This window comes from Streptomyces sp. NPDC051051 (assembly GCF_040682975.1).
GTDB lineage: Bacteria > Actinomycetota > Actinomycetes > Streptomycetales > Streptomycetaceae > Streptomyces.
On the sequence record NZ_JBFBCB010000016.1, the window covers coordinates 105,029 to 119,745 of the forward strand.

14 protein-coding genes and 1 tRNA gene are annotated in these 14,717 nt (G+C 71.7%); 3 read left to right on the forward strand and 12 right to left on the reverse strand.

Annotated features, from left to right (window positions below; all coding sequences use genetic code 11):
• Position 1 precedes the first annotated feature (1 nt).
• From AB0N31_RS14935 to AB0N31_RS14945, 3 genes are read left to right on the forward strand one after another with little or no spacing between them, the layout of a single operon-like run.
• Entirely contained in the window at positions 2-1,141 is a 1,140-nt protein-coding gene (locus AB0N31_RS14935; protein ID WP_366058776.1) for an amidohydrolase family protein, read from the forward strand.
• Positions 1,142-1,148: 7 nt separating this feature from the next.
• Positions 1,149-1,688: an NUDIX hydrolase family protein gene (locus tag AB0N31_RS14940; protein ID WP_363090647.1), complete on the forward strand. Its 540-nt coding sequence runs from the start codon at positions 1,149-1,151 to the stop codon at positions 1,686-1,688.
• 5 nt (positions 1,689-1,693) lie between these two features.
• A complete protein-coding gene (locus tag AB0N31_RS14945) occupies positions 1,694-2,122 on the forward strand; it encodes a (2Fe-2S) ferredoxin domain-containing protein (protein WP_366058777.1) in 429 nt (142 codons plus the stop codon).
• A gap of 38 nt (positions 2,123-2,160) precedes the next feature.
• Here AB0N31_RS14945 and AB0N31_RS14950 read toward each other — a convergent pair whose 3' ends face one another.
• The 12 genes from AB0N31_RS14950 to tdh form a co-directional block, all read right to left on the reverse strand.
• Positions 2,161-3,975 (reverse strand): ABC transporter ATP-binding protein, encoded by a 1,815-nt coding sequence (locus AB0N31_RS14950; protein ID WP_366058778.1) that lies wholly within the window; start codon positions 3,973-3,975, stop codon positions 2,161-2,163.
• Between the two features lie 256 nt (positions 3,976-4,231).
• Complete coding sequence (gene ugpC, locus AB0N31_RS14955; protein ID WP_366058779.1) at positions 4,232-5,419, reverse strand: sn-glycerol-3-phosphate ABC transporter ATP-binding protein UgpC; 1,188 nt, start codon at positions 5,417-5,419, stop codon at positions 4,232-4,234.
• Between the two features lie 89 nt (positions 5,420-5,508).
• On the reverse strand, positions 5,509-6,342 hold the full coding sequence (locus tag AB0N31_RS14960) for a carbohydrate ABC transporter permease (protein WP_366058780.1): 834 nt from the start codon (positions 6,340-6,342) through the stop codon (positions 5,509-5,511).
• Positions 6,342-7,301, reverse strand: coding sequence for a sugar ABC transporter permease (locus AB0N31_RS14965; protein ID WP_366058781.1), 960 nt, complete (start codon positions 7,299-7,301; stop codon positions 6,342-6,344). Before AB0N31_RS14965 ends, AB0N31_RS14960 begins: the two co-directional genes overlap by 1 nt.
• A gap of 70 nt (positions 7,302-7,371) precedes the next feature.
• The gene (locus AB0N31_RS14970) at positions 7,372-8,682 is read right to left on the reverse strand and encodes an ABC transporter substrate-binding protein (RefSeq protein ID WP_366058782.1); all 1,311 of its coding nucleotides are present in this window, start codon (positions 8,680-8,682) and stop codon (positions 7,372-7,374) included.
• A 1,051-nt stretch (positions 8,683-9,733) separates the two neighbouring features.
• A tRNA-Pro gene (locus AB0N31_RS14975) sits at positions 9,734-9,807 on the reverse strand.
• 110 nt (positions 9,808-9,917) lie between these two features.
• Entirely contained in the window at positions 9,918-10,277 is a 360-nt protein-coding gene (locus tag AB0N31_RS14980; RefSeq protein ID WP_366058783.1) for an MmcQ/YjbR family DNA-binding protein, read from the reverse strand.
• Positions 10,278-10,307: 30 nt separating this feature from the next.
• A complete protein-coding gene (locus AB0N31_RS14985) occupies positions 10,308-10,829 on the reverse strand; it encodes a GNAT family N-acetyltransferase (protein ID WP_366058784.1) in 522 nt (173 codons plus the stop codon).
• Entirely contained in the window at positions 10,826-11,404 is a 579-nt protein-coding gene (locus AB0N31_RS14990) for an XRE family transcriptional regulator (RefSeq protein WP_366058785.1), read from the reverse strand. The genes AB0N31_RS14985 and AB0N31_RS14990 overlap by 4 nt, the downstream gene beginning before the upstream one ends.
• Positions 11,405-11,434: 30 nt before the next feature.
• The gene (locus AB0N31_RS14995) at positions 11,435-12,337 is read right to left on the reverse strand and encodes a LysR family transcriptional regulator (RefSeq protein ID WP_366058786.1); all 903 of its coding nucleotides are present in this window, start codon (positions 12,335-12,337) and stop codon (positions 11,435-11,437) included.
• 30 nt (positions 12,338-12,367) lie between these two features.
• Complete coding sequence (locus tag AB0N31_RS15000; RefSeq protein WP_366058787.1) at positions 12,368-13,567, reverse strand: glycine C-acetyltransferase; 1,200 nt, start codon at positions 13,565-13,567, stop codon at positions 12,368-12,370.
• A gap of 54 nt (positions 13,568-13,621) precedes the next feature.
• Positions 13,622-14,650, reverse strand: coding sequence for an L-threonine 3-dehydrogenase (gene tdh / locus AB0N31_RS15005; RefSeq protein ID WP_366058809.1), 1,029 nt, complete (start codon positions 14,648-14,650; stop codon positions 13,622-13,624).
• Positions 14,651-14,717 lie beyond the last annotated feature (67 nt).

The window sequence follows — 14,717 nt, forward strand, 5'->3', positions numbered from 1 at the left end:
CATGGGCGGCGGACCGGTCCACGAGGCGCTCGCCGAGCTGGAGCTGGTCGACCACCACTGCCACGGCGTGGTCACCGCCCCCCTGGACCGGCCGGGGTTCGAGGCGCTGCTCACCGAGGGCGACCGCTGGCCGGGCAGCTCCCCCTTCGACACCCCGGCGGGCGTGGCCGTGCGCCGCCACTGCGCGCCCCTGCTGGACCTGGAGCGGCACGCCCCGGCCGACGCCTATCTGGCGCGGCGGGCCGAACTGGGACCGCGGGAGGTGAACCGGCGGTTCCTGACGGCCGCCCGCACCGGCGTGTTCTGCGTGGACACCGGTCTGGCGCCGGACCGCCTCACCACCCCGGCCGAACTCGCCGACGCGGCGGGCGGGGTGGCCCACGAGGTCGTCCGGCTGGAGACGGTCGCCGAGGCCGTGTCCGCGCGGGGCGTCGACGCGGACGGGTACGGCGACGCGTTCCGGGCGGCCGCGCTGGACGCGGTGCGCGCGCCCGGCGTGGTGGCGGTGAAGTCGGTGGCCGCGTACCGCACCGGCTTCGACCTCGACCCGGTCCGGCCCGCGGACGCGGAGGTGACCCGCGCGGCCCGGCGCTGGCTGGCGCGCGGCGGACGCCTGGCGGAGCCCGTGCTCGTGCGGCACCTGCTGTGGACCGCCGTCGATCTGGGGCTGCCGCTCCAGCTGCACACCGGCTTCGGCGACAACGACGTCCGCCTGCACCGGGCGGATCCGGCCCGACTGACGGACTGGCTGCACCTCATCGCGGGCACGATCCCGGTGCTGCTCCTGCACTGCTGGCCCTACCAGCGGCAAGCCGCCTATCTGGCCGCGGTGTTCGAGCAGGTGTACCTGGACGTGGGGCTCACCCTGCCCCACGTCGGCCCGGTGCGGGCGCGGACGGTCCTGGAGGAGGCACTGGAGATCACACCGTTCCGCAAGCTGCTGTACAGCTCGGACGCCTACGGCGTGGCCGAGTTCTACGGGCTCGGCGCGCTGGCGTTCCGCCGGGGACTGGGGGACCTGCTCCAGGACCGGGTGGACGCCGACGAACTGGGCCTGCCCGACGCGCTGCGCCTGGCGCGGTGGGCCGGGGCGGACAACGCCCGCCGGGTCTACCGGCTTCCCGACGGACTGAAAGTATGATCAAGCAATGTCAGACTTGACCGATACCACGCCCGGCTGGCTGAGCCAGGACGAACTCGAACTCGCCCGCTCCCGCATGCCGATCCTGTACGTCGAGGCCGTGCCCGTGCGCGTCGACGACAGCGGCGAAGTCACCAAGATCGGCCTGCTGCTGCGGATAGGACCGGACGGCAACGTCAGCCGGACCCTGGTCTCGGGTCGGGTCCTGCACCACGAACGGGTCCGCGACGCCCTGCTGCGGCATCTGGAGAAGGACCTCGGCCCCATGGCGCTGCCCCGCGTCCCGGCCTCCCTCCAGCCCTTCACGGTCGCGGAGTACTTCCCCACGCAGGGCATCACTCCGTACCACGACCCGCGTCAGCACGCGGTGTCGCTGGCGTACATCGTGCCGGTGACCGGTGACTGCCGGCCCCGGCAGGACGCCCTGGACCTGGTGTGGTTCGACCCGCAGGAGGCGGTCTCGCCCGCGGTGCAGAGCGAGATGCCGGGCGGGCACGGCTTCCTGCTGCGGCAGGCGCTGGCCCACGTCGGCCAGTCGGCGTCCTGACCGGCGTGGGGCCGCGTTCCGCCCTGCCCGCCCGGCGCGTGGCGCTGGTCGGCGCCGCCGCACGCCGGCCCTGCACCCTGGTGGTCTGCCGGGGCTGCTGCTGCGGCGACGCCCGCAAGCACCCCGGCTACGACCACGCCTGGCAGCTGGAGCGCCTGCGGGCGGCGGCCGCCGCGTCGGCGGGCGCCTTCGAGGTCCGTACGACGGACTGTCTGGGACCCTGCGACCAGGCGAACGTGATCGTCGTCCAGCCGTCCGGAGCGGGCCGCCGGGCGGGCGGCCGGGCCACCTGGGTCGGTTTCGCGACGGACGACGACTGCACCGAGGAGATCCTGGCCTGGGCGGCGGCGGGCGGCCCGGGTGTCGCCGGGCCCCCGGCCATCCTGGAGCTCCAGTTCATCAGCCCACCCCGCCCGGCCCGCGCCCGCGGGTGACGGGGCGGGCGGCGGTCCTCGGCCCGCCGGCGGCGCGGTCAGCGCAGATCGGCCGCCCGGGCCGGGTCGTCGTCGAGGAAGCCGCCCGACTGGTGCTGCCACAGCTTGGCGTAGGTGCCGTCCGCGGCCAGCAGTTCCTGGTGGGTGCCCTGCTCGACGATCCGGCCGCGGTCCAGGACGACCAGCCGGTCCATCCCGGCGACGGTGCTCAGCCGGTGCGCGACGACCAGCGCCGTCCGCCCCTCCATGAGCCGCCACAGCGCCTCCTGGACGAGGATCTCGCTCTCGGAGTCGAGGGCGCTGGTCGCCTCGTCGAGCAGCAGGATCGGGGCGTCGCGCAGGATCGCCCGGGCGAGCGCGACCCGCTGGCGCTGACCGCCGGACAGTTTGACGCCCCGCTCGCCGACCAGGGTGTCGAAGCCCTCGGGCAGCGCGTCGGCGAACTCCGTGACGTGGGCCGCCCCGGCGGCGCGGCGGACCTCGGCCTCGGTGGCGTCCGGCCGGGCGAAGGCGATGTTGTCCCGCAGCGAGCGGTGGAACATCGCCGGGTCCTGCGGCACGTAGGCGATCAGGCTGCGCAGGTCGGCCTGGCGCAGCCGGGTGATGTCCTGGCCGCCGACGAGGATGCGTCCGCCGTCGATGTCCGTCATCCGCAGCAGGAGCCGTGTCAGTGTGGTCTTGCCGCCGCCGGACCGGCCGACGAGGCCGAGCTTCGTCCCGCCGGGCACGACCAGGTCGAGCCCTTCGAAGAGCGGCCGCGCGCCGCCGTGGGCGAAGGTCACCCGCTCGAAGCGGACGTCGGCGGCGGGCCGCAGCGGCTCCGGCACCTGCGGGTCGAGCACGGTCGGCGGCGACAGCAGCAGTTCGGTGAACTGCGCGGCCTCCGTCATCGAACTCTCCAGGCGGCGGTAGACCTGGTTGAACTCGAACATGATCCGCGTCGCGTTGGAGTAGTACGTGAAGGCCACCACGACCGCCTCCACGCCGTGGCCGCCCCCGCCGAGCGCGACCGCGAGCAGCAGGCCCAGCGCGTTGGTCAGCACGGACATCGGCGCCACCAGGGTGTCGATGCGCAGGTTGCCGTAGTCCCACGAGCGCAGGGTGAGCCGCCGGGACGCCGCGACCCGGGAGCGGTGTTCGGCGGCCTCGCGCTCCTCCGCCGCGAACGCGCGGACCGTGTCCATGTTCATGAGGCTGTCGGCGACGTGGCCGGAGACCCGGGCGATGGCCTCCTCGCGTTCGGCGACGAGCGCTTGCCGGCGGCGGATCAGCGGCACCACGCACCACGCCGTGACGGCGATCATCGTCAGCAGTCCGACGACGAGCAGCGGCTCGTAGTGCCACAGCACCACCGAGCCGAACAGCAGGGGCACGAAACGGCCCACGATCTGGAACGTGAGCGTGTCGACGAACTCCTCGTAGCGGGAGGCGAAACTCAGCACACGCTTGGTCAGCGACCCGGCGAAGTTGTCGTGGAAGAACGCGGCGTCCTTGGCGAACAGCTCGTCCATGCCGATCACGTAGAGATGCTCGATGCCGAACGCGTCCAGGCGGTTCAGGCAGTGCAGCCCGACCCGCCACAGCGTCTCCGCGAGCAGCAGCACCCCGGCGAAGCCGAGCACGTACGGCAGCGCCGGGCCGACGCCGATGCCGGGCTCCCCGGCCAGCCGCCCGACGAGCTTCGCGACGACCAGCGGGGCGATGTAGTTGATGCCGATGTTGCCGAGCGCCGGCAGCAGCAGGGCGGGAGCGGTCAGCCACCGAAGGCGGCCCAGCTCCCGTCCGTAGTAACGCAGTGCCAGCAGTACGGAGCCCTTCCCGGGCCTGACCTTGCGCGCTTCAGACGATCCCATCCCCACCCCGTGCGGTCGTCCGCCAACCGGCCGGGCCGGCCCTCGCAGTGTCCCGCGACGGCTCCGACGGAGTCCAAGGAATAACGCGCCGAACGCCACCGGTGCTCCCGTGCGCCCCCGGAGGGCGACCGGGACCGCCCCCGGCCGCGGACACGGCGAAGGCCGCCTTCCGGGACGCCTGCCCGGTCGGCGAGGACCAGCCGCCTCTCGGGTCGCCGGGTACACGGACGCGGATCGCGTCCTGTGCGGCGGGTCGTCAGTCCGCCCTCACCGGATGCGTGAGGTTCGCTCCGGTCGCCGGGTCGAACACGTGGGCCTTGGCCATGTCGACCTGCAGCTCCACCGGTTCGCCCTCGCGGGCACGCGTGGCGGCGTCCAGGCGGGCCACGATCTGCTGGGTGTCGGTGCCGGTGTCGCGCAGGCCCGAGTCCTTGGCGAGCTCCTCCAGTTCGGTGCTCGTGGCGGGCCCGCCCTCCGCGGTGAAGTAGACGTACGCGTCGGAGCCCAGCGACTCCAGTACCTCCACGGTGACGGTGCAGACCGGACCCGTCCGGTCCGAGTCGTGGGACAGGGCCACGTCCTCGAATGCCTCCGGCCGCAGCCCGACGATGACCTCGCGGGGCGCGTTCTGGCGTTCCAGCGCCTGCCGCGTACGGTCGTCGAGGGTCAGGTCGCCGAGCGGCGAGCGCAGGGCACCGTGCTCCAGCGTGGCGTTCAGGAAGTTCATCGCCGGGGAGCCGATGAAGCCCGCGACGAAGATGTTGCGCGGCAAGTCGTACAGTTCGGCAGGCGTGCCGATCTGCTGGACCAGGCCCTGCCGCATGACCACGACGCGATCGCCGAGCGTCATGGCCTCGGTCTGGTCGTGGGTGACGTACACGGTGGTCGTGCCGAGGCTCCGCTGCAGCCGGGAGATCTGCGTGCGCATCTGTACCCGGAGTTTGGCGTCCAGGTTGGACAGCGGCTCGTCCATCAAGAACGCCTTGGGATCACGGACGATCGCCCGCCCCATGGCCACCCGCTGGCGCTGACCGCCCGAGAGGTTGGCGGGCTTGCGGTCCAGGTGCTCGGTGAGGTCGAGGATCCGGGCGGCTTCCGTCACCTTGGCGTCGATGGTGTCCTTGTCCACCTTGGCCAGGCGCAGCGGGAAGCCCATGTTCTCCCGGACGTTCATGTGCGGGTACAGGGCGTAGCTCTGGAACACCATGGCGACGTCGCGTTCCTTGGGAGCCAGGTCGTTGACGACTCGGTCTCCGATGCGGAGGGTGCCCTCGGTGATGTCCTCAAGTCCGGCGATCATGTTCAGGGTGGTGGACTTGCCGCATCCCGACGGACCGACCAGGATCACGAACTCGCCGTCGGCGATATCGAGGTCCACGCCCTTCACCGCGAGGGACCCGTCGGGAAAGCGCTTGGTGACTCCCTCGAGAATGATCTCGGCCATGGTGGTGCCTCCTTGCCTTCATGCCTTCCGGGTCCGCGCACCGCGGTCGGTGTCTCGGACCGGTGGCCTGTCCGCCGCGGTCGGTCCGCTCACCCCTTGACCGCCCCGGAGGTCAGTCCGGCGACGATCCGCCGCTGGAAGAACAGGACGAAAACGATGATCGGGACGGTGATGACCACAGCGGCGGCGGCGATCGACCCTGTGGGCTGCTGGAACTGGGAGCTCCCGGTGAAGAACGCGATCGCGGCCGGCACCGTGCGCGCGGACTCGGTGGACGTCAGCGAGATCGCGAACAGGAAGTCGTTCCAGCAGAAGATGAACACGAGAATGGCCGTGGTGAACACGCCCGGCGCGGCCAGCGGCACGATCACCATCCGGAAGGCCTGCGCGGGCGTCGCCCCGTCGACCTTGGCGGCCTTCTCCAGATCCCAGGGGATCTCCCGGAAGAAAGCCGACAGGGTGTAGATCGCGAGCGGCAGGGAGAAGGTCATGTACGGGATGATCAGCCCGACCCAGGTGTCGAAGATCCCGATGATCCGCTCGATGTTGAACAGGGGTGACACCAGGGAGATCGGGGGGAACATGGCGATCAGCAGTGACATGCCGATGAGCACCCGCTTGCCGGGGAAGCGCAGCCTGGCCACCGCATAGGCGGCCATGGTGCCCAGCGTCACCGCGATCACGGTGGCGATCAGGGCGATACCGATCGAGTTGATCAGCGCGCGGGTGAACTCGGCGGTCTCGAAGATGCCCCGGTAGTTCTCCCAGGTCCATTCCGTGGGGATGTAGTTGCCGTCCGTCAGGGTGGTGGGGGCCTTGAACGACAGGGCGGCGATCCACCACACAGGGAACAGGGCGTACAGCACCACGACAACGTTCATGACACCCCATCGGGCGGCATGCGTCTTTCCCGCCGCGGCCATCAGCGCTTCACCTCCGCGCCGGGTGCGGCCGTGCCGAACAGTTTGACGAAGGTGAAGGCGATGATCCCGACGCAGATGAAGATCAGGACCGAGATCGCCGACCCGATGCCCAGGTTCAGCGCGGTGAAGAGGTTGTCGTACCCGAGGATGGACAGAGACCCGGTCCCGTGGGCGCCCGCGGTCAGGACGTAGATGTTGTCGAAGATCCGGAACGCGTCCAGTGTGCGGAAGAGCAGTGCCACCAGGATGGCCGGTTTCATCAGCGGCAACATGACCTTGGTGAAGCGCTGCCAGGCGGTGGCCCCGTCCACCATGGCCGCCTTCAAGGTCTCCTCGGGGACCAGCGCGAGGCCCGCGAGCAGCAGCAGGGCCATGAACGGCGTCGTCTTCCACACCTCGGCGAGGATGATCAGCCAGAGGGCGGGCCACTGCTCGGTCAGCGGGGCCTCCCCACTGGGCAACAGCGCGGCGAGGTATCCGAGCTCCGGGGTCCAGGCGTACTGCCAGGAGAAGGCTGCGACGACGGTGACGATCCCGTACGGAACGAGAACCGACGTGCGGACGACGCCGCGCCAGAAGATCGTGCGGTGCATGACCAGGGCGAGCCCCATTCCGAGGACCAGTTCGACCGTCACGGACACGGCGGTGATGAACAGCGTGACCCAGAAGGCGTCCCACCAGAACGGGGAGGACAGCACCGCCCCGTAGTTGCTCAGGCCCACGAACTCCGCCCGCCCGGGAAAACGCAGGTCGTACCGCTGGAGGGACAGATAGACGGCGTACCCGATGGGGTAGGCGGTCACGGCGATCATGACGACGACCGCGGGCGCGCAGAGCAGCCAGCCGAGCCGCCGCTCCTGCCTGGCGCCCGCCGAGAGTGCCGCCCGGTCCGGCCCCGCCTGCTCCGTCTCCGCCTCGGGGGGCGGCGGGGTCCCGGCCGGTTGCGCCCGCGTGCTCATCTCGGGCCGTCCGAGGACGAGGCCCGCGCACTGCGGCGCCGGCTGACCAAGTGGTGCGGGAGGAGGTGGTTCACGGGATCACACCCTCGGATCGCAAGGCATCGTCGATCTGCTCCCCGATGGTGTCGACGGAACTCTCCGGTTTGATCCCGGACGGCGGAGACAGCGTGTGGGAGACCGCGATCGACACGTTCTGGTAGGCAGGGGTGAGCGGGCGCACGCTCGCCGACTCCAGGGCGGCCAGCACGTCCTTGGAGAAGGGGTACTCCTTCATGAACGCGGGCTCGTCGTACAGGGCGCGCAGGGTGGGCGGCAGACCGCCCTCGAGCGCGGCGGTGAGCTGGTTCTCCCGGTTGCGCAGGCACAGCGCCGCCTCGAAGGCCAGGTCGGGGTGGCGCGAGTAGGCGCTCACCGCCAGGTCGATGCCGCCGATGGTGGGCCGTGCCGGGCGGTTCGCGTCGACCCGAGGGTACGGCGCCCAGCGGAAGTTCTTGAACAGCTCGGGGTTGTTCGCCTTCATCGACGGATAGACGAACGGGTAGTTGAGCTCGAACGCCGCCACCCCCGACTCCATGGCGAGGCGGTTCTGGTCCTCCATCTGGTTGGACAGGGAGGGGTCCGCGGCCGGGGACTTCGCCAGATCACGCATGATCCCGGCGGCCCGCACGGCAGGGGGACCGAGGGAGGGCTCGGTCGCGCTCGCGTTGAGGATGGAGCCGCCCGCACTGTTGATCAGCGTGTTGAACCAGACGGTCAGGCCCTCGTACTGGGCGCCCTGGATCTCCACGAAGTGCGGTTTGCCCTGCCCCGCGAGGGCGCCGGCCATGTCCAGCATCTCGCCCCAGGTCCTGGGTGGGGTGGGCACCAGGTCCTTGCGATACCACAGCAGTTGGGTGTTGGTGTTGTACGGGACGGCGTACAGCTTGCCCTTCCAGGTCGAGGTCTGCAGCGGTACACGCAGGGTGCCCTCGACAGCCCGCCGCTTCGCCGTCCCCGTCCATTCCCGGATCCAGCGCGCCTCGGCGAACTCCGCCGCCCAGGTGACGTCCAGGCCCAGGATGTCGAGCGAGTCGTCCTCGGCGGCGAGTCTGCGCACGAGCTGCTGGCGCTGGCCGTCCGCGGCACGCGGGAGCTTGTTGTAGCTGATCCTGTAGCGGCCGCCCGACGCCTGGCTGCACCGGTCGGCCGCCTTCTGGAGCGCACCGGAGTCGTCGGGGAAGTTGTACCAGTTGAGGGTGGGCCTGCCGGATCCCTCGTCACTGCCACAAGCGGCCAGCACCGACGCCAGCAACGGCAGTACGGCGAACGCCCGCAGCCATCGCGTCCCTCCGGTACGTCCCTTCTGGCCCGAAACGGGCCGGCAGCCGCACCTCGCGTGCACGGGCTCCACACCTCGCTTCCGGACGGTGGCACAGGACTCGAACCTCGCAGCGTTTCCCTCCCGGCGAACACTAAAGACCACATAAGCCAAGATCAAGCACATACCGCACCTAATCGCCCAAACCGGTCCGCCAGTGGGACCGACCCGGCGAACCTGCGGGCATGGCGACAGCCGACGTCAAAGCTCTCGTTGCCCCTGCCCGGCCTCGCCGAGCGCATGGAGCACAGGGAGACCGACAGGTCCGAGCCGAAATCGATCCCCACAGCCGCCCTTCCAGCGCGCCCGTGACCTGTTCCGGGAATCGGCCCGACGGCAGTGGAGCGTGTGGTCCCCACTGGCCCCGTGGAAACGAACGAGCGTCACGTACACCCTCCACCCCCGGTCCGCCCGCAGGAACGTGCCGACGAGAGGCGCCGGACGACCCTTCCGATCGCGTGCATGGAATATGGTCTGCTCGATCGAAACGGTCCCGCCGGGCGCCCTTGCCGCGCGCGCAGCACGGGTGATGGCTGACCGCGCGTCCGCCGACGGCCCGGCACTCCGCTCCGCCGTCCCGCCCCTCCTGGGAGCCGGCGGAGGCAACAGCGACTTGGAAGCCACGGGGACGAGGCTTCTCTCGGCAACGGTCGACTGCTTCCACTCCCCCAAGGGCTCGCGCATCCGCGTGATAGACCTCCTCGCGTACACGGACGTACAGGCGGCGCCGTGCAGGGACGCGCCGGACGGGGAAGCAGCGTCGGCCGGGGACCGAGAACAACCGCAGTGACCTGACCGGTCGTGTCGGCGGGCGGTGTGCCGGGCCAGGCACTACCAGCTGGTTGCGGCTGACGTGATGGGCGAGCTACCGGCAGGGCAGATGCGGCCGTGCGGATGCCAGTCCCTGGAAAGCGGAAAGCAGGCACGTACACGGGGTCGCAGGGCGCACGTCGACCGGGTCGAGGTGCGCTTCAGCCCCGTCAAGTGCGCTGGTCCCCAACCGGTCCCCAAAAAATGATCAAGAGGTCGTTTCAGATCTCCTCTGAAACGACCTCTGACCCGCGACTTCGAAAAGTCGGGACGACAGGATTTGAACCTGCGACCCCTTGACCCCCAGTCAAGTGCGCTACCAAGCTGCGCCACGTCCCGTTGCCCGTCTGACCTGGGGTTTCGCCCGGCCGGACGTGCAGGGAAACAATACCGCACTCGGGTCGGTGATCGCGCACGCGTTTGTCGGAGCCGCGCTCACCGGGCGCCGCTCAGCCCTCCACCGGCACCCCCAGTCCCGGGTGCGCCTCCAGCAGGTGCGCCGGGGCGGCCTGGCGCCAGGAGTCGGCGAGGATGTCCCGCAGCTCGGCCTCGTCCTCCAGGGCGGCCAGCCGGACCCGGACCCAGGCGAACTGGGCCTCGTGGTCGGCGATCCAGAACTTCCCCGGCTCGGCGAGGGCCAGCTCGTCGCGCTCCTCCTTGGGGCAGCGCACGGCGAGGGAGGTCTCGTCCTCGGGCAGGGTGGCGAACATCTTTCCCGCGACCCGGAACGTGGGCATGTTCCAGGCGGTCTTCTCGGCCGTGTCCGGCAGGGACAGGGCGACACGGCGTACGTCTTCGGCGTCCGGCATGCTGCGCAGGCTAGCGGCAGACACTGACAGTCACGCCGGGGTGAGGTGTTTGTAGTACAGGGTCGTCGGCCGCAGGACGCCGGACGGGTCGGCCGCGTAGTCGGGGATGACCCCCGCCCTGGTCCATCCCCCGGTGCGGTAGAGGTGTTCGGCGGGGCTGTCGGTCTCGGTGTCGAGGTGGAGGAGGGTGACACCGGCAGCGGCGGCGGCCTCCTCGGCGGTGGTCAGCAGCCTGCGGCCCAGGCCCTGCCCCCGGGCGTCCCGGTGGACCATCAGCTTGACGAGTTCGGCGCGGTGGCGGCTGTTGGGCTTGTCGGGGAGGGCCAGGGTGACGGTGCCGGTGACCCGGCCGCCGTCGAGGGCCGCCCAGACCGCCAGCCGCCCGGCGGCGACTCCCGCCGCGCGTCCCTCCCACCAGGCGAGGGCCTCCGCGCGGTCGAGCGGGGCGAGGAAGCCCACGGAGGCGCCGCCGTGCACCGTGTCGACCAGCAGGTCGGCCAACCGGCCCGACAGGTCCAGGAGCCGGGAGGCGTCGAGCCTGGTCGTCGTCATGGCAGCACCACCGCCAGCACGTACCGCGCCTCCTTCTCACCCGCGCACCGGAACCGCGTCGGCCCCCACACCCGCAGCCGCAGGCAGTCGCCGGCGGCCAGGTGGTGCCCGGTGTCCCCCACCGTCACCTCCAGGGCACCCTCCAGGACCCAGATGTGCTGTTCCAGGCCCGGCACGGGCGGCCGGTCGTAGGCGAGGTCGGCGCCCGCGGCGAGCCGGCCCTCGACGAGTTCGCCGCGCAGCGCGGGGTGCGGCGGCGACACGGAGCGCCGGACGAACCCGGAGGCCCGGTCCTCCCAGACGGGCTGTTCGCCGGCCCGCACCAGCGGCACCGGCCCGGCCTCGGCCTCCACCTCGCCGAGCAGCCGGGACATGGTCCGGCCGTAGACGTGGCACAGGCGGTTGAGCAGGGCGGCCGTCGGGCTGATCTCGGCGCGCTCGGCACGGGACAGGGTGGAGCGGCTCACCCCGGTGCGCTCGGCCAGCTCCCCCAGCGACCAGCCGCGCTCGGCGCGCAGCCCGGCCAGCCGGGCGGCCAGCCGGGCGTCGGCCTCTTCCCCGGCGGACTGTTTCATATTCGGGATGTTATCCCAGATATGAGAACCTCAGGTCGGGGTGACCTCCTCCAGTGCCTCCAGCACCGGACGGATCAGCGGATGCTCCTCGGCCCCGCGGCGTACGGCCGCGAAGACGCGGCGGGTCGGGGCCACCCCGTCGACCGGGCGGACGACCACGCCGGTCAGGTCCATGCCGCGCAGGGCCGAGCGCGGGACGAGCGCCACGCCCGCGTCGGCGGAGGCCAGCGCCACGACCGCGCGGAAGTCGTCCGAGGAGTGCTCCAGGCGGGGCTGGAAACCGGCGTGTTCGCAGGCCAGCACGACCACGTCGTGGCACGGGTTGCCCGGGTACGGGCCGATCCAGGGGTCCTTGGCCAGCTCGGCCAGCGGCACCTCGGCGCACTCGGCGAGGCGGTGGGTGACCGGTACGACCGCGTCGAAGGGCTCGGCGTAGAGCGGGACGTGGGCGAGGCGCGGGTCGTCGGCGGCGGGCGCCCCCCGGTACTCGACGGCCACGGCGACGTCGACCTGCCGGTCGAGGACCATCGGCAGGCTGGCGTCGCCCTCGGCGTCCTGGACGCGGATCCTTATCCCCGGGTCGGTGCCGGCGAGCCGGGCCACGGCGGGCGCGACGACCAGGGCGATGCCGGTGGCGAAGGCGGCCACGGTGACCGTGCCGGCCGCGCCCGAGCGGTAGGCGGCCAGTTCCGCCTCCGCCCGCTCCAACTGGGCGAGGACCGCGTGGGTGTGGGCGAGCAGGATCTCACCGGCCGGAGTGAGCCGTACGCCCCGGGCGCCGCGTTCCACCAGGCGGTGGCCGGTCTCCTGCTCCAGGGCGGTGAGCTGCTGGGAGACGGCGGACGGGGTGAGGTACAGCGCGGCGGCAGCCGCCGTCACCGTGCGGTGGTCGGCCACCGCACGGAGGATGTGGAGCCGCCGCGCCTCGATCATGGGGCGATTATCGCAAGGTGTCCGGCCGGGTCAGGCCTCCAGTTCCGCCCGCGCCGCCACGAAGGCGTCCACGGCACGGTCGACGTCGGCCGTGGAGTGCGCGGCGGAGAGCTGGACCCGGATGCGGGCCTGCCCCTGCGGGACGACCGGGTAGGAGAAGCCGATCACGTACACCCCGCGCTCCAGCAGCAGTTCGGCCAGCCGGCTCGCCCGCGCCGCGTCGCCGATCATCACGGGCGCGATGGCGTGGTCGCCCGGGAGGACGTCGAAGCCCTCGTCGGTCATGCGGCGGCGGAAGCGGGCGGTGTTCTCGGCGAGCCGGACGCGCAGGTCGTCGGCGGACTCCAGCAGGTCGAGGACCTTGAGGGAGGCGGCGGCGATGACCGGGGCGAGGGTGTTGGAGAACAGGTAGGGGCGGGAGCGCTGGCGCAGCAGGGCGACGATCTCGGCGCGGGCCGCGACATAGCCGCCGGAGGCGCCGCCGAGGGCCTTGCCGAGGGTGCCGGTGATGATGTCGACGCGGTCCATCACGCCGTGCAGCTCGGGGGTGCCGCGGCCGCCGGGGCCGACGAAGCCGACGGCGTGGGAGTCGTCGACCATGACCATCGCGTCGTAGCGGTCGGCGAGGTCGCAGATCTCGGCGAGGGGGGCGACGTAGCCGTCCATGGAGAAGACGCCGTCGGTGACGATCAGCCGGCGGCGGGCGCCCCCTTCGGCGGCCTCCTTCAACTGCCGCTCCAGGTCGGCCATGTCGCGGTTGGCGTAGCGGAGGCGGCGGGCCTTGGACAGGCGGATGCCGTCGATGATGGAGGCGTGGTTGAGGGCGTCGGAGATCACCGCGTCCTCGGGGCCGAGCAGCGTCTCGAAGACACCGCCGTTGGCGTCGAAGCAGGAGGAGTACAGGATCGTGTCCTCCTGGCCGAGGAAGGCCGACAGCCGCGCCTCCAGCTCCTTGTGGACCTCCTGGGTGCCGCAGATGAACCGCACGGACGCCATGCCGTAGCCCCAGCGGTCCAGGGCCTCGTGGGCGGCGGCGATCACCTCGGGGTGGTCGGCGAGGCCGAGGTAGTTGTTGGCGCAGAAGTTGAGGACCTCGCCGGGCCGGCCGCCCGCGGTGACGGCGACGGTGGCGGACTGCGGGGTGCCGATGACCCGCTCGGGCTTGTGCAGGCCGGCGGTGCGGATCTCGTCGAGGGTGGCGCGCAGATCGTCGCGCACGGAGTCGAACATCGGGAAGCTCCAGGCTCCTAGAAGGCGGATGACTTACGCGGTCCAGCGGATGACTTACGCGGTCCAGTCGAGGATGACCTTGCCGCCCCTGCCGCTCGCCGCGTCGGCGAACGCCGCCTCGAAGTCGCGGTAGCCGTAGCGGCCGGTGATCACCGGGGCGAGGTCGAGGCCGCCCTCCAGCAGCACGGACATCGCGTACCAGGTCTCGAACATCTCACGGCCGTAGATGCCCTTGATGGTGATCATCGAGGTGACGATCCGGGCCCAGTCGACCGGGAACTCCTCGGCGGGCAGGCCGAGCATGGCGATCCGGCCGCCGTGCGTCATGTTGGCGAGCATGTCGCGCATCGCCTCGGGGCGGCCGGACATCTCCAGGCCGATGTCGAAGCCCTCGCGCAGGCCCAGCTCGCGCTGTCCGTCGGCGATGGTCGCGCCCGAGACGTTCAGGGCGAGGCTCGCGCCGATCTTGCGGGCGAGTTCCAGGCGCTCCTCGCTGACGTCGGTGACGACGACGTTGCGGGCACCGGCGTGCCGGGCGACGGCGGCGGCCATCAGGCCGATCGGGCCGGCCCCGGTGATCAGCACGTCCTCGCCGACCAGCGGGAAGGACAGGGCGGTGTGGACGGCGTTGCCGAACGGGTCGAAGATCGCCGCCACGTCGAGGTCGACGGGGACGCGGTGCACCCAGACGTTGGCGGCGGGCAGCGCCACGTACTCGGCGAACGCGCCGTCGCGGCCGACGCCGAGCCCGACCGTGGCCCGGCACAGGTGGCGGCGCCCGGCGAGGCAGTTGCGGCACCGGCCGCAGACGAGGTGCCCCTCGCCGCTCACCCGGTCGCCGGCCTTGATGTCGCCGACGTCCCGCCCGGTCTCGACGACCTCGCCGACGAACTCGTGCCCGAGGACGAGCGGGGTGCGGATCGTCTGCCGGGCCCAGCCGTCCCAGGACCGGATGTGCAGATCGGTGCCGCAGATACCGGTGCGCAGCACCTTGATCAGTACGTCACCGGGTCCGACGGCGGGCTCCGGCACGTCCGCGAGCCACAGTCCCGGCTCCGCCTTCTCCTTGACCAGCGCCTTCAACGCTACGGCTCCTGACGGTGAGACCCCCGCGCCGGGCATGCCGAAGGAGGCCCGTGGCGGGGGAAGG